Below are 17,539 nucleotides of genomic sequence, written 5' to 3'. Positions count from 1 at the left end.
GATCGCGATTGTGTGGCGGCATGAACACAATCACCAAGTTCGTCGCAGCAGGTGCCGGTGCCGTCGTACTCGTCGCGGGTGGCGGCGCCGCCTACGCCGCCGCCACGGCCACCGCTCCGAAGGTCACGGCCGAGCGGGCCATCGAGATCGCGCACAAGCAGGTTCCCGGCGGGTGGGTCAAGGAGGTCTCCTACGACGGTCGCGGGAACCGGCCGGACGTGTGGGAGGTGGAGCTGGTCAAGGGCAATGTGGACCATGACCTCGACGTCGACGCGGCCACGGGGAAGGTCCTGAGCCAGGGCACCGACCGTACGGACGACGACGACTGACGCACCCCCGGGCGCGCCTCTTCGAAGAGGCGCGCCCGAATTGTCAGCAGGAGTTCAGGATGCCGTCCATGGCGTCCTTCTCACCGGTGGTCAGCCACAGGCCGTACTTCGCCTTCACGTCGATCTGCTTGACGATGTAGGTACAGCGGTACGCCTTGCGCGGCGGCAGCCAGGTCGCCGCGTCGGAGTCGCTCTTCTGGCCGTTGAGCGGCCCGTCCACGGCCATCAGGTTCATCGGGTCGTTGGCGAACTCCTTGCGTTTGTCCGCCGTCCACTGCTGCGCGCCCTTCTGCCATGCGTCGGAGAGCGGGATGAGGTGGTCGATCTGCACGGCGGTGCTGGTGTCCTGGCCGCGCTTGAAGGTGATGGTCTTGCCGCTGTACGGGTCGTCGAGCACGCCGCTGAGGATGATGCAGTCGTGGGTGCCCGACTTGAACTTCTCGTCGTGCAGGTCACGCTTCAATATGTCGTTGCGCGTGTCGCAGCCGTTGTGGTCGACGTCCGCCCAGGCGGTGCCGAACTTCTCCCGCTCATAGCCGGTCTGCGGCGCACGGCCTTTGACGGCGAGCTTGGCCAGCTTCTTGCGGGCGTCCCCCACATCAGCCGATGGAGCCTTGCCCGAGTCGGCTTGAGGTGTCTGCGCTTCCAGTTGCCCACATCCGGCGAGCAATCCCACTGTGGCCAAACCGGCCAAAACCACACGAAACCGCACGCTCTACCCCTTGACTAAAGTTTTAGCAAAGTCTAGGTAGAGCAATTACCCCTAAGGCACGATTTATCCCTCAAGGACGTCAAGCAACCATTTGGAGATGTACGCGGTAGATCCGGCAGCCGTCAGTGATCCGTTCGAGCAGGACGGCGGCCTTGCCGAGCAGCGTCTGGGCACACCGCCGGGTGCAGGTGACACCCGTGCGGGCCTTGGACAGCGGGGTTCCAGCCACCGGCGCCCGGCTGTCCCACGGACGGGGCCAAGAATGCGCACGTCACGGCGCCCAGCGCGCTCCACCGGAGGAGCGTGCCCCTGGACAGACCTCGGCCCCGTATGGCGGGTGGGGCTCACCGGGCCGGCCGTAAAACAGACGACAAAAAAAGATCCCGCCCCTAAGTGCGGGAACGATCACCACGGGAGAGCAGAGCGACTACGACCGCCCGTAACTATCCTCCAGGCGCTCGATGTCGTCCTCGTCGAAGTGGCCGAAGGCGATCTCGAGGATCCGCGTGGCGGGCCCGGACGAGCTGAGCCGGTGCGTCTGGCCCTGCTGGATCAGGACCCGATCCCCCACCGCGGGCTCGATCCGCTTCCCGTCCACCTCGAACACGCACCCGGGGTCGAGCGCCACCCACAGCTCGGAGCGGTGCTCATGACGCTGCAGGCTCAGCCGCTGCCCCGGCGAGACCTCGATGATCTTGACGGTGGACACCTCATTGAGGGTGAACCGCTCGAACCCACCCCACGGCCGCTCGTCACGGATCACAGCCGCCAGCCTGTCGATGTCCTGCATCGCCCCTCCAGGGTCCCGAAAAATCACGCCATCAATCAGCGCTCAAACTACCAGGCACCACGGACCTCCAGGTCAGGCGGTGCACGACCAGACGAATCGCTCAGGTGATGAGGATGCCGCCGTCGACGGGAAGGACAGCGCCGGTGATGTACGAGGACGCGTCACTGGCCAGAAAGACCGCCGCGGCCACCAACTCCGCCGGATCCCCCACCCGCCCCATGACCACCCGCTGCGTCAGCATCCGCTCCAGATACGCGGGGTTGTACTGCTCCGTCATCTCCGAGGCGAAGAACCCCGGCTCCAGGCAGTTGACCCGGATCCCCCGCCGCCCCGTCCACTGCTGCGCCAGATCCCGGGTCAGCCCGACCACCGCCGCCTTCGACGCGCTGTAAGCGGCCTGCGGCAACCCCGCCGTCGTCTCGCCCAGGATGCTGCCGATGTTGACGATCGACGAGCCGGGCCGCATGACCCGCGCGCACGCCTGCGCCATCCAGTAGGTGCCGTGCAGGTTGATGTCGACCACCTGCCGGAACTCCTCCGGCGTCTCCCGCAGCGCGGGCACGGCGGTGCCGACCCCGGCGTTGTTGATCAGCACGTCGACCGAGCCCATGGTCTCCACGGCCGCGGACACCAGCGCCTGGCAGTCCTCGACCCGCGTCACGTCGGTCTTGACGGCCAGGCACCGGCGGCCGGTCTCCTCGACCAGCCGCCGCGTCTCATCCAGCCGATCCTGGCGCCGGGCGCCGATCACGATGTCGGCCCCGGCCTCGGCCAGCCCGCGGGCGAACGCCACGCCCAGTCCCGACGACGCGCCGGTGACGATGGCGATCTTCCCCTCGAGGCTGAACCGCTGAAGCATGCTAGAGACCGTACTCCTTGACGATCCGCTCGTGGCGTTCGACCTCCACGTCGACCTCCTTGGCCAGGTCGAGCCAGGCCAGCGGGTGCGACCACCGCTCGGTGGCGTCGTCGAGCAGCGCGTCGACCTCGGTCGCCGAGACGTCCGGCGGCACCGCGACCCAACCGAACACCCCGGGCAGCGCCTCGCCGCCGGTCGGGTGGGTGACCGTGTAGTTCTCGTCGCTGTAGACCCACATCGGCCAGCCGCGCTCGGCCATGACCTCGGTGAACTCCGCCCAGTCCTCTTCGTTCGGCGCGGCGCCGTCGAAGAAGTAGCTGGTGTAGCCGCCGGGCCGCAGGATGCGCACCGCGGCGAAGGGCGGCACGAAGTTCTGCTGCTCTTCGGGGTCGTCGGGGACCGGCTCCAGCAACTGCGGGTCGAACACGACCAGGTCGCCGGCGTTGTAGTCCATGCCGCGGGGCTGCGGCAGGGCGAGCCGGGCGGTGGCCGGGCCGGTGCGGATGGACAGGATCTGCCGCTGGCCGCCGTCGGGCGCGGGAAGGATGACCCGGATGAGGCCCATCTCCTCCTCGATCGGCCCTTCGGTCGACTTGACCGGCATGCCGATCTTGGCGATGCCCTTGCGGACGATGTCCCAGTCCTCGCTCGAGGTGGCCATGACGATCATGCGCCAGGTGTCCTCCTCGGTGATCTCGTCGATCACTTCGAGCAGTGCCTGGGCGCCCTTGGCGTTGTCGTCGAGCTGCTGGGCCGCGGTGGCCACCAGACGGCGCGCCTCGACGCCGGCTCCGGCCGCCACGGCGTGCTCGGCCGCCTCCAGCGCCTCCGGCCAGCGCTCGCGGGCGCTGTGGAGCCGCGCCAGCGCGAGGTATTGGGTGTCGTGCGGCAGCAGCGCCGCCATCTGCTCGAGCCGCTCGTCCTGGCGGGCCTCGACGAGCAGCGTGCTGAAGGTGGAGACGTCGTCGGGATCGGCGGCGGCGAGGTCGCCGGAGTCGACCAGCAGCTTCCAGTAGATGTCGGCGCCCGTCGCCGGGTAGCCGAGGAAGCCGAGCGTGGTGGTGTGACGGCGGGTGGTCTCCAGGTCCTCACCGGAGCGCGGGGCCAGCCAGCCGGTCCACCGCTCGGGGTCGGCGTTGTGACCGTCGGCGGCGTCGAAGTAGGCCACCCGCTCCTCGACCGGGCACGGCGCGGGCGGCTCGGCCGTCGCGTCGGCGGCGGCGCGCAGGGCGGCGATCCGCTCGGCCACGCCCGCGCTCTCACGCAGCTCGGCGGCGGCCGACTGGGCCAGGTCGGCCAGCAGCCTCGCCTGCCAGACACCCTGCCGGGCGATGGCCAGCTCGCCCGCGATCAGCGAGAGCTCGAAGCGGGCGTGGTAGCCGCCCATCATGCCGAAGTAGTCGATCCACTGGCGCAGCACGCGGCCGAGCTGCCAGGTGTTGGTGATCTGCGAGGAGCCGGCCAGCTTGGCGACCGCCTGCGTCCACTCCACCCACGAGCGCGGGTGCTCGCCGACCACGTCGAGGTCGGGCAGCGCGTCGACGGCCTCGGCGATGCGGCCGAGCGTGGCCAGGATCAGCGCGCGGCGTACGCCGTCGCGGTGCTCCTTGGCCACCGGGTCGTCGGCCGGGAAGTCGGCCGCGGCCTGGAGCGCGGCCAGCGCGTCCTCCCCGCGTCCGGCGGTGAGCAGCGCACGGGCGCTCTCGGCGCCGAGCTCCCAGCTCGCCTCGCGGTCGGCGGCGCGCAGCCGCTCGACGGCGGACTCGGCGTAGGTCACGGCCTCGCCGGCGCGGCCCGCGTCGATGAGCGCGGCGATGTACTGCGTGACCAGCCCGGTGTAGGCGGGGTCGGCCGGCTGGAGGTCCTGGATGACCGCGTCGAGCGTCTCCAGGCGTTCGGCCGCGTAGCCGGGGCCGTCGGCGTTGGCCCACGCCAGCGCGAGCGCCTCGACCGCGGCCGGGGTGGCCGGGCAGTCACGCACCTCTTCGCGCTGAGCGAACGACAGCAACTGCTCGGCGTCACCGATCGCGACGGCACCCTGCGCGCGGTCGCCCACGCGGCCGAGCAGGTGCCAGTAGCGGGCGTAGAACTCGAGCCACGGGAGCTCCAGGGCCTCCGCCTGCTGTGCGATGGCCGGAGCCATCACGTCTAGCTGGGGGTATCGCCCCTCATAGGCCTGTGCGGGCAGGTCTCCCAACGCCATGGCGAGCCCCACGTTGCCCGCCTCAGAAAGCTGCTGCTGGGTTTCACCGACCCAGGCCCAGATGTCCACGTCCATGAGCAGTCAGTCTGCCAGGTCAATGACCGTGCCCAAAACGCAGAAGCTCGATGAGCTCGTCCGATTCGTCGTTGTTCAATACCGAAAATACCGATGCCAGCAGATCATCGGTGGTGTCCTCGACCGCGGTCCGCTTCGCGACCACGTCGGGGCCGGGCTTCTCGTACGGCGCCGGCCAGGTGAAGAACTGCGCCATCGCCTCACCGGAGGTGTGTCCGAAAGGTGCGTCGTGCTCGGCCGCCAGTATCGCCTCCAGCGGGTGGAGGCCCGCCGCGATCACCGCGTTGGCGTGCAGCGCCCCTCTCAGCTCCCGTAGGACATGCATGAGCTGCGTGGCCCGCGCGGGCGGGTCATCGGGCAGGGGTACGGCCCGCCACCCGGCGAACAGCGGCGCCCCGGCGGCCGGGGCCTGGGCGACGACCGTTTCGAGCAGTTCGGCGAGCCTGGCGCAGCCGTCGAAGTCGCCGAGCCGGCGGCGTCCCCATTCCTGGCAGGCTTCCGCGTAGATCTCGACGGCCCGCTCGACGCTCAGCTTGCGCCCGCCGTACCAGCTCTCCTCGACGTGGGCGGCGGGGAAGAAGACCGCGACGGAGGTGACCACGTCGGCCTCGCACTCGCCGAGGACCCCGCAGCGCCCGCGGAAGTAGAACTCACGCGGGCCGAGGCCGTGCTCCTCGCAGCGGGTCTTGGCCTCCCTGGAGAGCATGAATCCGCCGCCGTACTGGCCGATCGGGGTCTTGACCTGCACGGCCGTGGTTCTCGGGTCCGCCATGTCCAGCCCTTCTCGGTTCGGGAAGTGGACTCAGCATCCCTCAGGAGAACATCATTCTGCAAGCGTCAGGTTGCCACTCGCGATGATGACGGCGGGGCCGGTCAGGTAGCTGGTCTCCTCGTCGAGTGTGACCACGACCGTGCCGCCGGGGACCTCGATCGTCCAGGTGCCGGTGGTCTCGCCGGACAGGGCCGCGGCCGCGACGGCGGTGGCGATCGTGCCGGTGCCGCAGGAGCGGGTCTCGCCCGAGCCGCGCTCGTAGACGCGCATGACCGCACGACTGGCGCCGACCGCGTTGAACAACTCGATGTTGACGCCCCTGGGGAAGACCCCCGGGTCGAAGCCGGGCTGGTGGGTCAGGTCGAGCTGCGCGACGGGGTCGCCGATGGCACAGGCCAGGTGCGGGTTGCCGATGTCGACGTGGACGCCTTCGTACTCCTGCCCGGTGACGGTGGTGACGCTCGTGCCGCGGACGACGGGCTTGCCCATGTCGACGCTGACGTCGCCGTTGTCCTCGATGCGGATCCTCCGGACGCCGCCCCTGGTCGCCACGTCGAACTCGCTCCCACCGGCCAGCCCCGTCTCGACGAGGTAGCGGGCGAAGACGCGCGCGCCGTTGCCGCACATCTCGGCCATGCTGCCGTCGGCGTTGCGGTAGTCCATGAACCACTCGGCCGTGGTGGCCTGGTCGGCCACCTCGGGGCTGAGCTTGGTGCGCACCACGCGCAGGACGCCGTCGGCGCCGATCCCGGACCGCCGTTCACAGATCGCGGCGACCAGCACGGCGGACAGGTCGAGCTCGCCATCGGGGTCGGGGAGGATGACGAAATCGTTCTCGGTGCCGTGTCCCTTGAGAAAACGCATGCGACGATTTTATCCGGAGCCTTGGCCGGCGATTCGCGCCAGGGATCGCTCCAGCAGGTCGGGGGCGTCATAGGGCAGCCACTGGACCCGCGGATCGCGGCGGAACCACGACTCCTGGCGGCGCGCGAAACGCCTGGTCGCCCTGACGGTCTCGGCGAACGCCTGTTCCTCGGTCCACTCGCCGTCGAGATAGCGCGCCACCTGGGCGTACCCCAGCGCACGGCTCGCCGTACGCCCCTCGGCCAAGCCCTGCCCGAGCAGGCCCCGCACCTCATCGACCAGGCCCGCCGCCCACATGCGCCCGACCCTGATCTCGATCCGCTCGTCGAGCTCCGGCCGGGGCACCACCAGCCCGATCTGCACGCTCGGGTAGATCGCCTCGAACGACGGCATGGTCGCGGAGAACGGGCGCCCCGAGTGCTCGATCACCTCCAGCGCGCGGACGATCCGGCGGCCGTTGCTCGGCAGGATCGCCACCGCGGCGGCCGGATCGGCCTCTCGCAGCCGCTCGTACAGCGGTGCCGGGCCGCGTTCGGCCAGCTCGGCCTCCAGCCTGGCCCTGATCTCCGGGTCGGTGCCGGGGAAGTCCAGGTCGTCGATGGCCGCGCGTACGTACAGCCCGCTGCCGCCGACCAGCACGGGTGCCGCCAGCGACTCGATGAGCGACCTGGCCAGCTTCTGGTACTCGGCCACGCTGGCGGTCACCGTGACGTCCCAGATGTCGAGCAGGTGATGCGGCACCCCCCGCTGCTCGGCCGGGGAAAGCTTTGCCGTGCCTATGTCCATTCCTCGATAAATCTGCATCGAGTCGGCATTGATGCATTCGCCCCCCAGCCGGAGCGCGAGATCCACGGCGAGATCGGACTTTCCGGCTGCCGTGGGACCCACGACGGCGATGACTGGCTGCTGACGCACACCGACAAGTGTGTCAACTGTCTGGGTATGGCCGGACCGGTGACCGTCTAGAGGTCGAGCGTTTAGAGATCGAGCAGTGTCGGCTGCAGGTATCCCTCGTGGGTCAGCAGCCAGCGCTTGGTCTCCACACCCTCGCCGCCGCTGAATCCACCCAGCCCGTTGCCCGCGACGACCCGGTGGCAGGGCACCACGATCGGGATCGGGTTGGATCCCATGATCGAACCGATACCGCGGGCCGGCACCCGCGATCCGCTCCGCTCGGCCAGCTCGCCGTAGGTGACGGCGGTCCCGTACGGGATGCCGTGCAGGGTCTTCAGCACCTGACGCCGCGACCCCGAGGTCAGCCGCCAGTCGATCGGGGTCTCGAACGTACGCAGGTCACCGGCGAAGTAGGCGTTCAGCTCGGCGACGACGAAGGCCGTGCGCTCGGGGTCGTCCACCTCGGTCAGATCCGAGAGCCGCTCACCCGGATGCGTCCTTGCGCCCCACCCCGTGGCGGCCAGGCCGACCTCGGTCACGGCCAGCACGAACGGCCCTACCGGCGTCGGCACCTCGGCGAACGCGACCGTAGTCATCATGTCCTCCCCTGGGAGGAATTACTCCCGGCATAACACTAGGCGACTCCCGGATGGCCATGTGGCAAAGCCCCTTCAGGGCCGGGAATCCGAGTTGTTAGCGTCCGAGCATGCCAGCACCGACTGCCGCCGCACTGGACCGGATCCCCGGCTGGTTCTGGCCCACTGACCAGCGCCTGTTCGAGTGGTTCCTGTCAGCGGGCACGCAGGGCGATCTCCTGGAGCTCGGGACGTACCTCGGCAAGAGCGCGGTCCTGATCGGCGGCCACCTGCGTCCGGGACAGTCGTTCACGGTCTGCGACCTGTTCGAGTCGGAGGCGCCCGACGCCGCCAACGAGGCGGAGACCACCGGCTCCTACTCCACGCTCACCCGGGAGCGGTTCTAGCAGAACTACCTGAGCGTCCACGACAGCCTGCCGGAGATCGTGCACGGGCCGACCTCGGTGATCCTGGATCATGTCAAGGCGGACTCCTGCCGGTTCGTACACGTCGACGCCTCGCACCTCTACACGCACGTCAAGGCGGACGTCCTGGCGGCGCGTGCGGTGCTGCGGAAGGACGGGATCGTCGCCTTCGACGACTACCGCAGCGAGCACACGCCGGGCGTCGCGCTCGCGGTCTGGGAGGCGGTCGCCGGGCTCGGGCTGTCCCCGATCTGCGTCAGCACACAGAAGCTGTACGCCACGTGGGGCGATCCCGCGCCCGTCCAGCGGCGCCTGCTCGAGTGGCTGGCCGCCACCCCCGAGCTCTGGCACACCACGGACGTGCTCGGCGAACGGGAACTCGTCCGCGTCAACCAGCGCAAGAAGCCCGCACCGGCCGGCGACCTGGGCGAGCTGGGCCGGCTCAGCGCCGAGCTCCGGCGCACGGCGGCGGACCTGAAGAAGACCGCGGCGGAATCCCGTACCGCCGTCCAGAACCTGAAGTCCGCCACCAGGGAGATCAGCCTGGCCGGACCCGTCGTCCAGCGCGCGGTCCGCTGGACCCGCAGACACCTCACCCACCGGAAAGTCCCCGCACGCGAGTTGTAGGACGTGCGATGCGGATACTTCGGCGAACGGGCAGACTGGAAGAGTGAACTCTCAGTCACGCTACGCCAGCCACCGCGTCTACCTGGTGCCCGCCGATCTGCACGAACTGGCAGGGCCAAGCACCGGGGTCGTGGAGTTGCCGCTCCACCTCGATTGGTCAGAGCAGCGTGTCTACGACCTTAAGGACGACGGCCAGCTGGGGCTGATGTACGAGCGCGTCATCCGCGAGGCGGTTCAGCTGGACGACCTGCGCACCTATCTGAACGGTTCAGTCCTGGTCCGTATCTGGCCGCGACTCTACCTACCCGTCCAGGCCAGGCAAGTGTGGGAGGCCCGTTTCCGAAACCTGGTGCGGGCCTCGATACCGCGGTCCGCGCCGCCCTGGATGCGTACCGAGAAGCTGGAATGCAGGCTGAGATCACTCAGGAGAATCCCGGCTTCGCCCGCCTGCTCGTCACCGATGGGGGCGGTCGCTCGGTAAAGGTCGAGATGGGGGTGGACTGGCGCGCCCATCCACCGGTTCGGCTGGAGATCGGCCCGGTACTCCATCAAGACGACGCGGTCGGGAACAAGGTGGCAGCTCTCTACGGCAGGGCCGAAGTCCGCGACTTCGTCGACGTGGACGCGGTATTGCGCAGCGGCCATTACACCATCGATGATCTGAGCCGCTTGGCGGCGGACGCCGATCCAGGCTTCGACAGGACCATGTTCGCCGTCGCCCTGTCGGCTCTTGGGCGGATACCTGACCAGGCTCTGGCGCACCATGGTCTGGCGAGCGATGATATCGATCGGCTCCGCGACCGCTTCCAGAGCTGGGAGCGGTCTCTCCGCGCTGAGGATCTTTGATTGCGCACCAGCTCGGCTCATGAGGGGGACAACTGAGCCGTTAAGCGTTCGGCTCGGCGACGGCGAAAGCCGTACGATCCGGGTCATGAACCTCCGCCAGGCCAAGGCGTTCACCCGGGCGCTCCCGGCGCCTCCAGCCCGACATGGCCAGGCCGTCCGTGACGGCCGGGACGAGCGGACCGATCGGCGTCGGCAGCTCAACCAACGCGACCGTGGCCATCATGTCCTCACGTGAGCTCGTGGTGCTCGGCACCTCCAGCGCGGTTCCGACCCGACACCGTAATCACAACGGATACCTGCTTCGCTGGGACGGCCAGGGCTACCTGTTCGACCCGGGTGAGGGCACACAGCGGCAGATGGTGCACGCCGGGGTCAGCGCCAACGACATTCACTGGCTGTGCCTGACGCACTTCCACGGCGACCACTGCCTGGGCGTGCCCGGCGTGGTGCAGCGCATCGCGCGCGACAAGGTCCGGCATCCCGTACGAGCCGTCTACCCCGCCTCCGGCGCCGAATACTGGCAGCGGCTACGTCACGCCGCCGTCTTCGCCGACACCACCGTCATCGAAGAGCAGCCGATCAGCGGCGATCACGTCACCATCGGACCGCTGACCGCGCGCCGCCTGTCCCACCCCGTCGAGTCCTACGGCTACCGTCTCCAGGAGGCCTCCAGCCGCCGCATGCTCCCCGACAAGCTCGGCTCTTTCGGGATCCGCGGGCCCGAGATCAGCGAGCTCCAGCGCACCGGGTCCGTCCGCGGCATCACGCTCGACCAGTGCAGCGTCCCCAAAGCCGGACAGAGCGCCGCCGTCATCATGGACACCCGCCTGTGCGACGCCGTCTTCGAACTCGCCGCCGGCACCGACCTGCTGGTGATCGAGTCGACGTTCCTGTCCGCCGAGGGCGCCCTGGCCAAGGAGTACGGCCACCTCACCGCGTTCGAGGCCGGTCAGGTCGCGGCCGAGGCGGGCGCGCGCCGCCTGGTTCTGACCCACTTCTCCGAACGCTACGGCTTCGCCGACGAACCGGCCTTCATCGGCGAGGCACGGCGCAGCTACGACGGAGAGATCATCCTGGCCCGCGACCTGATGAAAATCCCCGTGCCACGACGACACCCGTAGGGGAAACTTCGCGACGATCACGTTCGTCATTCAGGTAAGAACAGCCCTCTACGCGGGGAGGCCCCATGGAGGAAGTGCTTTACACGGCCGGCATCGTCCTGCTCGCACTCGTCGCCCTCACCGTGATCCGAACACAGCTGGCGCTGGTCAGGGGCCGCTCCGTCGCCCCCGCCGGCGTATACCCGCCGCTGGACGTCTACGAGACGGCGTACCTGGCCGGAGGCCCCCGACGGGTCATCAACACGGCGCTCGTGTCGCTGGTCTCCCAGGGCGGCCTCCGGGTCTCCCGCGATGGGACGGTCACCTCGGTGCACGGCTTCAAGCCGGCCAAGGGGGTGAGCGTCGAGCGCGCCGTGTACCGGCAGGTCGCCTCGGCCCCTGGAGGCCGCACCGCCGCCGAAGTCCGGCACGCGGCCACTGACGCCCACGCGATCCGGCAGTTGACGGTCATGCTGTCCCGGCAGGGGCTCCTGATGCCGCGTGGTGTCAGGGTACGGTCGCGCCGGCGGGCGCGCTGGCTCATCGTGTTCGCCGCGCTGGCGGCGGTCGTGGTCATCGTGGACGCCCTGCTCCGCGCGCCCGCGAATGCACTGGTGATCGCGGCCGTGGCCGCCGTCGCCGGCATCGCCTGCTTCTCCTGGCAGCGCCACCTCATGACGGACCCGCTGACGAATGCGGGCCACGCGGCACTGAAGCACGCGGACGTCGACGACGCCGATGGCAGATGGAAGAACTCCGACTTCGGACTGGTGGCTCTGCACGGGCTGACGAAGCTGCCGGACCGCGGACTCGCCGGCACCCTGCGGAGCGACACACGCGCCCGGAACCGGCGCCACGCCACGTGCTGCGCCCCTGGCCACTGCGGGTCCTACTCCAGCAGCGGCTCCGGGGATGTCGGGACGGGCGGCGGCTCCGGGGGTGACGGCCTCCTCGGCCGCGACTTCTTCAGCGGCCTCTTCGGCGGCGACGGTTCGGGCGGTTTCGACGGAGGAAGCCACGACGGGGGCGGCCACGACGGCGGAGGCAGTGACGGGGGCGGTTCGAGCTGCGGCGGTGGTTCCAGCTGCGGCGGTGGTTCGAGCTGCGGGGGAGGCAGCCCGTGAGCCCCCGCCCGGAGCGGCTGGGCGTGGGCATCGGCTGGCGGGCCGAGCTCGACCTGACCGTGGAAAGGCTCCCGGGGGTGGACTTCGTGGAGGCCATCGCGGAGAACATCCGCCCGCCGGCACTGCCCGAGTCGCTGCGCGTGCTCCGCTCCCGGGGCACGCCCGTGATCCCGCACGGCGTGAGCCTCGGCATCGGCGGCGCCGAACCGCCCGATCGCCGGCGCCTCGCCCATCTCGCCGCCTGCGCGGAGTCTCTCGAATCACCGCTGGTCAGCGAGCACCTCGCCTTCGTCAGGGCGGGAGACCTGGAATCCGGCCACCTGCTCCCGGTGCCACGCACCCGCGAGGCTCTGTCGGTGATCGTCCAGAACGTACGGCAGGCACAGGAGTCCCTGCCGGTGCCCCTCGCCCTGGAGAACGTGGCGGCGATGTTCGGCTGGCCCGAGGACGAGCTGACCGAGGCCGAGTTCCTGAGCGAGCTGGTCGAGCGGACCGGTGTCGGGCTGCTCATCGACGTGGCCAACCTCTACACCAGCCAGGTCAACCTGGGTCTCGACGCCCGCGCGGCCCTCGACGCGCTGCCCCTGGACAAGCTGGCCTACATCCACGTCGCCGGAGGGTACGCGCACAACGGCGTATGGCACGACACCCACACGACCGCCGTGCCACCGGACGTCCTCGACCTGCTCTCCGAGCTGTCCGCCCGCGCGGAACCGCCCGGCGTGCTGCTGGAGTGGGACGCGGACTACCCGAGCGACGCCGTCCTCGCCGCCGAACTCGACCGCATCAGGGCGGCGTCATATGCCCGATGACCACCTCGCGAAGGAACGGACCTCGCCTGATGACCACGCCGCCGACCAGCGGCGGCAGCGGCTTGCGGACGCGCAGCGGGGGCTTCTGGCGGCGCTCGTCGCCGGTGGGCCGCTGCCTGAGGGCTTCGACCCGGTACGGCTCCGGATCGAGGCGGCCGGGCTGATCGCCAAGAGGCGGGGCCTCGTGGCGAGGTCGGCTCCCGACCTGGCGATCCGGCTCGGCTCCCGGTTCGCCGCGCTCTTCACCGAGTACGCCGAGAGGCGCCCCAAGCCCCCCGGCGGCTCCCTGGGCGACGCCAGGGCCTTCGCCGATTGGCTCGGCCTGCCGCTGGACCCCCCACCGACCGGACCACCACCCGGCCGATGGGCCCGCTTCCTCCGCCGCCGACCCACTTCCTAGACCAGCCGACCGCTTTCCAGGCCAACTGACCGCTTCCGAACCAGCCGACGCTTTCCAGGCCAGCCGGCCGCTTTCCGGGTCGGCCAGCCTGCTTCGCACGTCAGGGAACGAGCGGGCGGACTTCTTCGGCCACGAACCGTACGAAGCCCTCGAGGTCGGGCTCGTCGGCCGTCGGCTGGAGCACCACGGTGTCGGCCCCGGCATCCGCCAGCCGCTGAACGGCCTTGGCGACCGTGCCCGCGTCCCCGGCGACTCCGACGTCCGGTTTGCCGGCGTCGCCCCAGCGCTCGAGTTCGGCCTTGAGGCGTTCGGGTCCGTCCGGGCCGATCGCCGTGTGGAGACCGGCGACCAGCTCGTGGTGGTCGGTACGCCCGGCCTCCGCACGCCCCTCGTCGATGCGCTCCCGGGCCTGTCGTACCTGGTCAGGTGGGGTACCGGCGACGAGGATGGTGCCGTCGGCGGCCTCGCCGGACAGCCGCAGCGACCGTGGCCCGATCGCCCCGGCGAGCACCGGTGGCGCCGTCTCCGGCGGCCAGTCGAGGGCGACGTCGTCGAGCCGCACGTAACGGCCGTCCACGGTGACCCGCTCGCCGCGCAACAGCGCCCGTAGCGCCGCGAGATGCTCGCGCAGCAGCGTCAGCGGCGAGTCCACCCGCGCGCCGGCCTGCGCCATCCACTCCTGTACGCCGTGGCCGACGCCCAGCACGACCCGCCCCGGGAACAGCCGGTGCAACGTGGCCACCTCCATCGCGGTCAGGGCGACGTTGCGCAGGGGCACCGGGAGCAGGCCGACGCCGATGCGCAGCCGTTCGGTCCAGGCCAGGGCCGCGGCCGCGCTGGCGATGCCGCTCTGGGAGAAGCAGTCCTCCCAGAGCCAGAGTTCGTCCAGCCCCGCCTCCTCCGCCGCGCGGGCCACGCCGCGCATCCGTTCGGGAGGGAGCTGAGGCCGGAACACGGCGCCGAGAGCAGTCATGAGATCTTTCCTACCTGCTCGCACCCGAACCGGACAACAGCTGCTGGACCAGGATCCGGGTGAGGAGGGCGTGCAGCTGGTCGCGTTCGGCGGCGTCGAGGGGGGCGAGGAGCTCGTCCTGGATGGCTCGTGCCTCCCGCGTCAGGCGGGTGAGTTCGCGCCGTCCCCCGGCGGTGATGGTGGCGGTGACCCTGCGGCGGTCGGCGGGGTCGCGGGCGCGGTCGACGAAGCCGGGCGCCGAGAGCTCGTCCAGGACCTTGACCACGTCGCTGGGGTCGATGCCGAGCCGGGCCGACAGGTCGCGCTGGGCGTGCGGCCCGAAGTCCGCCAACGCCGCCAGCACGGCCATGTGCCACATGCGCAGCCCGTCCGCCGCCAGCCGCGCGGCCAGCCGGCCTCTGGCCGCCTTCCCGGTCTTCGACAGCAGGTACGTGGTGAGTCCGAGCAGGCTCGGCGGCAGCGCTTCCATCCTGAATATTGTAGGGTCTGACCCAATAATAGGTCTCGACCCACTATTTCAGGAGATTTCCGGATGGACGTGCTGCATCCTCGGCTGCTGGTTTCGGCGTTCGCGGAGTGCTTCGCCTTCTATGACGCGGTCCTGCCAGAGGTGCTCGGGGCGAGCCTGGTGAAGGGCGGCCCGGACGGTCCCTACGCGCACTGGGACGTGGGGTCGGAGGGGGTGCTGTCGATGCTCGACCGCGGCTACATGACCGAGGTCGCGGGCACCGGCGCCCTGCCGGTGGCCGCCGCCGCGCAGGATCACGCCATGCTCGTCAGCCGGGTGGCCGACGTGGACCGGGCGTACGCCGTCTGCCTGGCCCACGGCGGCCGGTCCGTCACGGAGCCCGCGGACCGGCCGGGCTGGGGTCTGCGAGCCGCGCACGTGCGTGACCCGGAAGGCAATCTGGTGGAGTTCCAGTCCTACTGAGCAGGTACGCGGTCACTCGTACGGGCTGCGGCCCTCGTCGATCGCCTGGATCAGGCCGCGAGCGTACTCGTACGTGGCCCGGTGCAGCCCACCCCCGTAGCTGATCCGGGCCACGCCCAGCTCGGCCAGCCGGGCCAGATCCGGGACCCCGGGCCTGAACAGCACGTTCACCGGACCGCCGACCTCGCTCACCAGGGCCCGGATCTCCTCCGCGTCGCCGAGGACGATCGGGTAGACGCAGTCGGCACCCGCCTCCAGGTAGCGCCGTGCCCGCGTCACGGCCGCCTCCCGTGTCCGGTCGCCGTGCAGATAGGTGTCGACCCTGGCGTTGATCACGAGCCCCGGCCCGGCGGCGGCCCGCACGTCCGCCAGGAACTCGGCCTGCGCCTCCACATCGACGAGCAGGTCGGTGCGGGGGTCGGAGTCCTCCAGGTTGCAGCCGGCGGCGCCGGCCGTGAGCAGGCGTTCGACCAGCTCGGCCGGCTTCAGGCCGTACCCGCGCTCGACGTCCGCCGTCACGGGCACGTCCACGACGCGCGTGATGCGGGCCACGGCGGCCATCATCTCGGCGACGGGCGTCCCCTCGCCGTCCTCGTAGCCCAGCACCTGGGAGACGGCCGCGCTTCCGGTGGCGATCACCGGAAACCCGGCCTCCTGTACGGCCCGCGCGGACGCCGCGTCCCAGGCGTTGGGCAGCACCAACGGGTTCCCGGGCACGTGGAGAGCCCGGAGCAGAGCGGCCTTGTCTGTGGTCATACGGGTCAGCCTAGGAAGGGAGTGGCTCCCGCCAAAGGGCCAATACCGCAGGGAACCGCCAAGCCACTTGGCGGTTCAGCAGCCGCTCTTCGCGCACTGCCCGATGATCTCGCCCGCCGGGCCGTCCGCCGGGTTGTCGCCCGCTGACTCCTGCGCCGGTTTGGTCGGCGAGGACGTGGGCTTCTTGCCGTTCTTGGCCGGAGGCGTGGTCGTGGTGCGTGAATCGGTGCCCGCCGCCCCCTTGTCCGTATCCGTGCTCGTATCCGGGTCCGTGGCCGCGTCGCCCATGTCGGCGGCGGGCTCGTCGGACGAGAGTCCTTCGTCGGGGGCTTCCGTCTTGGCGTCGCCCATGGACGCCTCTTCGTCCTGCGGCTCGTCGGCGGTGGTCTCAGCGGGGCTCGCCTGGCCGGCCTGGCCGGTGGACGGCGCGGGCTGGGCGGGACCTCCGGTGCCACCCGCCAGCGCGAAGCCGATGCCGCCCGCCGCGAGCACCGCGACGAGGGCCGACGCGGCGATGATGGCGGTCTTCTTGTTGGTGGCGGACCTGCCATTTCTGGCAGGTCTCGGCATATCGCCCGGCCCCATAAGGATCTCCTGGCGATCCGGCTCCATCGGATCTTGCATGGTGGTGCGACTCCCTGCGGTCGTATCGGGAAAGCTCGCCGGCTTCCGCGGGTGATGGACCACACTAGCCGCAGGAGTCGAATGCTCGCGCACCAATCACAAAGGAATCACGACTTGTCACCGCATAAAGCTATTCGCCCAGGTCGTCGTGACCGCCTGGCAGCCGCGGCAGGTGTGGCCGGGGTGATCGTCGTCGCCGCGCTCGGTGTTTTCCTGTCGCTCATGGGATCTCAAAGTCCCGAGCCGAAAAAGGGGCCGGAAAATGATCAGGAAAGCGGGCTTTCCGATCAATCACGCATTCCTTCGCCGAGCCCGAGCCCGCCTCCGACGCTGGCTTCGACTACGACCCCGATGTCGTGGCCGTCGTACACGAGCTCAGACGACAACCAGGCCGCCGCCAACATCAACGACGGCGACAGCGACAGCGACAGCGACAGCGACAGCGACAGCGACGATCCAGACCCCGACAGCGGCCCGCCCCCGGAGAACGGCCCGACTCCCGAGAAGGACCTGACGCCCAAGGAGATCGAGGCGCGCCCACAGCCCGTGCCTTCACCGAGCCCGGGAGTGGGCGAAGCGCTGCCGCCGCCGCAGCGGGACAGTCCCACGCCGAGCGGACCGCCGGAGAGGTCGCGGGCACCCCGGCCCTTGCCGACCCCGCGGAAACCCACGGAACCCCCGCCGGACGCACCGGCGGCCCAGGCCACCGCGCCCGGCGAGCGATCCGAAAGGCACGAGCCTCCGATACCCCTGGCGACCGACCCGTGCGCGACCTTCCTCGACTTCCGCCGCGACTACTGCTACCGGGTGCTCGACCGCCTCGGCAGATGACCCGTCGGCAGACAGCC

Annotated in this window: 25 protein-coding genes; 12 read left to right on the top strand and 13 right to left on the bottom strand. The window is 70.2% G+C overall.

Annotated elements, in window-relative coordinates; genetic code table 11:
* Positions 1-20 precede the first annotated feature (20 nt).
* Positions 21-329, top strand: coding sequence for a PepSY domain-containing protein (locus AB0F17_RS41010; RefSeq protein WP_358034575.1), 309 nt, complete (start codon positions 21-23; stop codon positions 327-329).
* Between the two features lie 43 nt (positions 330-372).
* Here AB0F17_RS41010 and AB0F17_RS41005 read toward each other — a convergent pair whose 3' ends face one another.
* The 9 genes from AB0F17_RS41005 to AB0F17_RS40965 all read right to left on the bottom strand — a co-directional run bounded on the left by AB0F17_RS41005 (position 373) and on the right by AB0F17_RS40965 (position 8,097).
* Positions 373-1,041, bottom strand: a complete 669-nt coding sequence (locus AB0F17_RS41005) for an HNH endonuclease family protein (RefSeq protein WP_358034572.1) — start codon at positions 1,039-1,041, stop codon at positions 373-375.
* A gap of 79 nt (positions 1,042-1,120) precedes the next feature.
* Positions 1,121-1,270: a hypothetical protein gene (locus tag AB0F17_RS41000; RefSeq protein WP_358034570.1), complete on the bottom strand. Its 150-nt coding sequence runs from the start codon at positions 1,268-1,270 to the stop codon at positions 1,121-1,123.
* A gap of 198 nt (positions 1,271-1,468) precedes the next feature.
* Positions 1,469-1,831 carry a phosphomannose isomerase type II C-terminal cupin domain gene (locus AB0F17_RS40995; protein WP_214638474.1) on the bottom strand — a complete coding sequence of 121 codons (363 nt, stop codon included), beginning with the start codon at positions 1,829-1,831 and terminating at the stop codon, positions 1,469-1,471.
* A gap of 100 nt (positions 1,832-1,931) precedes the next feature.
* The gene (locus AB0F17_RS40990; protein WP_358034567.1) at positions 1,932-2,690 is read right to left on the bottom strand and encodes a glucose 1-dehydrogenase; all 759 of its coding nucleotides are present in this window, start codon (positions 2,688-2,690) and stop codon (positions 1,932-1,934) included.
* Between the two features lies 1 nt (position 2,691).
* Positions 2,692-4,968, bottom strand: a complete 2,277-nt coding sequence (locus tag AB0F17_RS40985; RefSeq protein WP_358034563.1) for a tetratricopeptide repeat protein — start codon at positions 4,966-4,968, stop codon at positions 2,692-2,694.
* A gap of 19 nt (positions 4,969-4,987) precedes the next feature.
* Complete coding sequence (locus tag AB0F17_RS40980; protein WP_358034560.1) at positions 4,988-5,740, bottom strand: hypothetical protein; 753 nt, start codon at positions 5,738-5,740, stop codon at positions 4,988-4,990.
* 51 nt (positions 5,741-5,791) lie between these two features.
* Positions 5,792-6,604 carry a diaminopimelate epimerase gene (dapF, locus tag AB0F17_RS40975; RefSeq protein WP_358034557.1) on the bottom strand — a complete coding sequence of 271 codons (813 nt, stop codon included), beginning with the start codon at positions 6,602-6,604 and terminating at the stop codon, positions 5,792-5,794.
* A 9-nt stretch (positions 6,605-6,613) separates the two neighbouring features.
* Entirely contained in the window at positions 6,614-7,519 is a 906-nt protein-coding gene (miaA, locus tag AB0F17_RS40970; RefSeq protein ID WP_358034554.1) for a tRNA (adenosine(37)-N6)-dimethylallyltransferase MiaA, read from the bottom strand.
* Positions 7,520-7,581: 62 nt separating this feature from the next.
* Positions 7,582-8,097 (bottom strand): methylated-DNA--[protein]-cysteine S-methyltransferase, encoded by a 516-nt coding sequence (locus tag AB0F17_RS40965; protein ID WP_358034551.1) that lies wholly within the window; start codon positions 8,095-8,097, stop codon positions 7,582-7,584.
* Positions 8,098-8,204: 107 nt separating this feature from the next.
* Between AB0F17_RS40965 and AB0F17_RS40960 the strand changes: the two genes are divergently transcribed.
* The 9 genes from AB0F17_RS40960 (at position 8,205) to AB0F17_RS40920 (ending at position 13,407) form a co-directional block, all read left to right on the top strand.
* Positions 8,205-8,480 carry a hypothetical protein gene (locus AB0F17_RS40960; protein ID WP_358034548.1) on the top strand — a complete coding sequence of 92 codons (276 nt, stop codon included), beginning with the start codon at positions 8,205-8,207 and terminating at the stop codon, positions 8,478-8,480.
* 39 nt (positions 8,481-8,519) lie between these two features.
* A complete protein-coding gene (locus AB0F17_RS40955) occupies positions 8,520-9,125 on the top strand; it encodes a class I SAM-dependent methyltransferase (protein ID WP_358034545.1) in 606 nt (201 codons plus the stop codon).
* 43 nt (positions 9,126-9,168) lie between these two features.
* Positions 9,169-9,606, top strand: coding sequence for a hypothetical protein (locus AB0F17_RS40950; RefSeq protein ID WP_358034542.1), 438 nt, complete (start codon positions 9,169-9,171; stop codon positions 9,604-9,606).
* Positions 9,531-9,971: a nucleotidyl transferase AbiEii/AbiGii toxin family protein gene (locus tag AB0F17_RS40945; protein ID WP_358034539.1), complete on the top strand. Its 441-nt coding sequence runs from the start codon at positions 9,531-9,533 to the stop codon at positions 9,969-9,971. Before AB0F17_RS40950 ends, AB0F17_RS40945 begins: the two co-directional genes overlap by 76 nt.
* An 85-nt stretch (positions 9,972-10,056) precedes the next feature.
* A complete protein-coding gene (locus tag AB0F17_RS40940) occupies positions 10,057-10,206 on the top strand; it encodes a hypothetical protein (protein WP_358034536.1) in 150 nt (49 codons plus the stop codon).
* Entirely contained in the window at positions 10,193-11,092 is a 900-nt protein-coding gene (locus AB0F17_RS40935) for a ribonuclease Z (protein ID WP_358034533.1), read from the top strand. The genes AB0F17_RS40940 and AB0F17_RS40935 overlap by 14 nt, the downstream gene beginning before the upstream one ends.
* Before the next feature lie 65 nt (positions 11,093-11,157).
* Positions 11,158-12,195, top strand: a complete 1,038-nt coding sequence (locus AB0F17_RS40930; RefSeq protein WP_358034531.1) for a TIGR04222 domain-containing membrane protein — start codon at positions 11,158-11,160, stop codon at positions 12,193-12,195.
* Complete coding sequence (locus AB0F17_RS40925) at positions 12,192-13,007, top strand: DUF692 domain-containing protein (RefSeq protein ID WP_358034529.1); 816 nt, start codon at positions 12,192-12,194, stop codon at positions 13,005-13,007. Before AB0F17_RS40930 ends, AB0F17_RS40925 begins: the two co-directional genes overlap by 4 nt.
* Positions 12,997-13,407 carry a hypothetical protein gene (locus tag AB0F17_RS40920; protein ID WP_358034526.1) on the top strand — a complete coding sequence of 137 codons (411 nt, stop codon included), beginning with the start codon at positions 12,997-12,999 and terminating at the stop codon, positions 13,405-13,407. The genes AB0F17_RS40925 and AB0F17_RS40920 overlap by 11 nt, the downstream gene beginning before the upstream one ends.
* 100 nt (positions 13,408-13,507) lie before the next feature.
* Here the strand turns inward: AB0F17_RS40920 and AB0F17_RS40915 are convergent, their stop codons facing one another.
* Together AB0F17_RS40915 and AB0F17_RS40910 are read right to left on the bottom strand one after the other, a co-directional pair.
* On the bottom strand, positions 13,508-14,380 hold the full coding sequence (locus AB0F17_RS40915; protein ID WP_358034523.1) for an LLM class flavin-dependent oxidoreductase: 873 nt from the start codon (positions 14,378-14,380) through the stop codon (positions 13,508-13,510).
* Positions 14,381-14,390: 10 nt separating this feature from the next.
* Positions 14,391-14,849, bottom strand: a complete 459-nt coding sequence (locus tag AB0F17_RS40910) for a MarR family winged helix-turn-helix transcriptional regulator (protein WP_358034519.1) — start codon at positions 14,847-14,849, stop codon at positions 14,391-14,393.
* A 63-nt stretch (positions 14,850-14,912) separates the two neighbouring features.
* On the opposite strand from AB0F17_RS40910, the gene AB0F17_RS40905 reads away from it, so the two are divergent.
* On the top strand, positions 14,913-15,311 hold the full coding sequence (locus AB0F17_RS40905) for a VOC family protein (protein WP_358034516.1): 399 nt from the start codon (positions 14,913-14,915) through the stop codon (positions 15,309-15,311).
* A 12-nt stretch (positions 15,312-15,323) separates the two neighbouring features.
* Here the strand turns inward: AB0F17_RS40905 and AB0F17_RS40900 are convergent, their stop codons facing one another.
* Positions 15,324-16,067 (bottom strand): isocitrate lyase/phosphoenolpyruvate mutase family protein, encoded by a 744-nt coding sequence (locus AB0F17_RS40900; protein ID WP_358034513.1) that lies wholly within the window; start codon positions 16,065-16,067, stop codon positions 15,324-15,326.
* Positions 16,068-16,142: 75 nt separating this feature from the next.
* Positions 16,143-16,691, bottom strand: a complete 549-nt coding sequence (locus AB0F17_RS40895) for a hypothetical protein (RefSeq protein ID WP_358034510.1) — start codon at positions 16,689-16,691, stop codon at positions 16,143-16,145.
* A gap of 351 nt (positions 16,692-17,042) precedes the next feature.
* Here AB0F17_RS40895 and AB0F17_RS40890 point away from each other — a divergent pair, with 351 nt between their 5' ends.
* Positions 17,043-17,522: a hypothetical protein gene (locus AB0F17_RS40890; protein WP_358034507.1), complete on the top strand. Its 480-nt coding sequence runs from the start codon at positions 17,043-17,045 to the stop codon at positions 17,520-17,522.
* Positions 17,523-17,539 lie beyond the last annotated feature (17 nt).

Origin of the sequence: Nonomuraea sp. NPDC026600 (genome assembly GCF_040638335.1) — a bacterium.
GTDB lineage: Bacteria > Actinomycetota > Actinomycetes > Streptosporangiales > Streptosporangiaceae > Nonomuraea.
Note: the sequence above shows the minus strand (reverse complement) of the source record. Positions and strands in the feature narration are given on the sequence as shown.

Bases quoted from the DNA above. Each gene is read 5' to 3' on its own strand.
- AB0F17_RS41010 (WP_358034575.1), top strand. From the start codon at position 21: ATGAACACAATCACCAAGTTCGTCGCAGCAGGTGCCGGTGCCGTCGTA.
- AB0F17_RS40995 (WP_214638474.1), bottom strand. From the start codon at position 1,831: ATGCAGGACATCGACAGGCTGGCGGCTGTGATCCGTGACGAGCGGCCG.
- AB0F17_RS40990 (WP_358034567.1), bottom strand. From the start codon at position 2,690: ATGCTTCAGCGGTTCAGCCTCGAGGGGAAGATCGCCATCGTCACCGGC.
- AB0F17_RS40985 (WP_358034563.1), bottom strand. From the start codon at position 4,968: ATGGACGTGGACATCTGGGCCTGGGTCGGTGAAACCCAGCAGCAGCTT.
- AB0F17_RS40980 (WP_358034560.1), bottom strand. From the start codon at position 5,740: ATGGCGGACCCGAGAACCACGGCCGTGCAGGTCAAGACCCCGATCGGC.
- dapF (WP_358034557.1), bottom strand. From the start codon at position 6,604: ATGCGTTTTCTCAAGGGACACGGCACCGAGAACGATTTCGTCATCCTC.
- AB0F17_RS40965 (WP_358034551.1), bottom strand. From the start codon at position 8,097: ATGATGACTACGGTCGCGTTCGCCGAGGTGCCGACGCCGGTAGGGCCG.
- AB0F17_RS40960 (WP_358034548.1), top strand. From the start codon at position 8,205: ATGCCAGCACCGACTGCCGCCGCACTGGACCGGATCCCCGGCTGGTTC.
- AB0F17_RS40945 (WP_358034539.1), top strand. From the start codon at position 9,531: ATGCAGGCTGAGATCACTCAGGAGAATCCCGGCTTCGCCCGCCTGCTC.
- AB0F17_RS40940 (WP_358034536.1), top strand. From the start codon at position 10,057: ATGAACCTCCGCCAGGCCAAGGCGTTCACCCGGGCGCTCCCGGCGCCT.
- AB0F17_RS40935 (WP_358034533.1), top strand. From the start codon at position 10,193: ATGTCCTCACGTGAGCTCGTGGTGCTCGGCACCTCCAGCGCGGTTCCG.
- AB0F17_RS40930 (WP_358034531.1), top strand. From the start codon at position 11,158: ATGGAGGAAGTGCTTTACACGGCCGGCATCGTCCTGCTCGCACTCGTC.
- AB0F17_RS40920 (WP_358034526.1), top strand. From the start codon at position 12,997: ATGCCCGATGACCACCTCGCGAAGGAACGGACCTCGCCTGATGACCAC.
- AB0F17_RS40915 (WP_358034523.1), bottom strand. From the start codon at position 14,380: ATGACTGCTCTCGGCGCCGTGTTCCGGCCTCAGCTCCCTCCCGAACGG.
- AB0F17_RS40910 (WP_358034519.1), bottom strand. From the start codon at position 14,849: ATGGAAGCGCTGCCGCCGAGCCTGCTCGGACTCACCACGTACCTGCTG.
- AB0F17_RS40905 (WP_358034516.1), top strand. From the start codon at position 14,913: ATGGACGTGCTGCATCCTCGGCTGCTGGTTTCGGCGTTCGCGGAGTGC.
- AB0F17_RS40900 (WP_358034513.1), bottom strand. From the start codon at position 16,067: ATGACCACAGACAAGGCCGCTCTGCTCCGGGCTCTCCACGTGCCCGGG.
- AB0F17_RS40895 (WP_358034510.1), bottom strand. From the start codon at position 16,691: ATGCAAGATCCGATGGAGCCGGATCGCCAGGAGATCCTTATGGGGCCG.
- AB0F17_RS40890 (WP_358034507.1), top strand. From the start codon at position 17,043: ATGTCGTGGCCGTCGTACACGAGCTCAGACGACAACCAGGCCGCCGCC.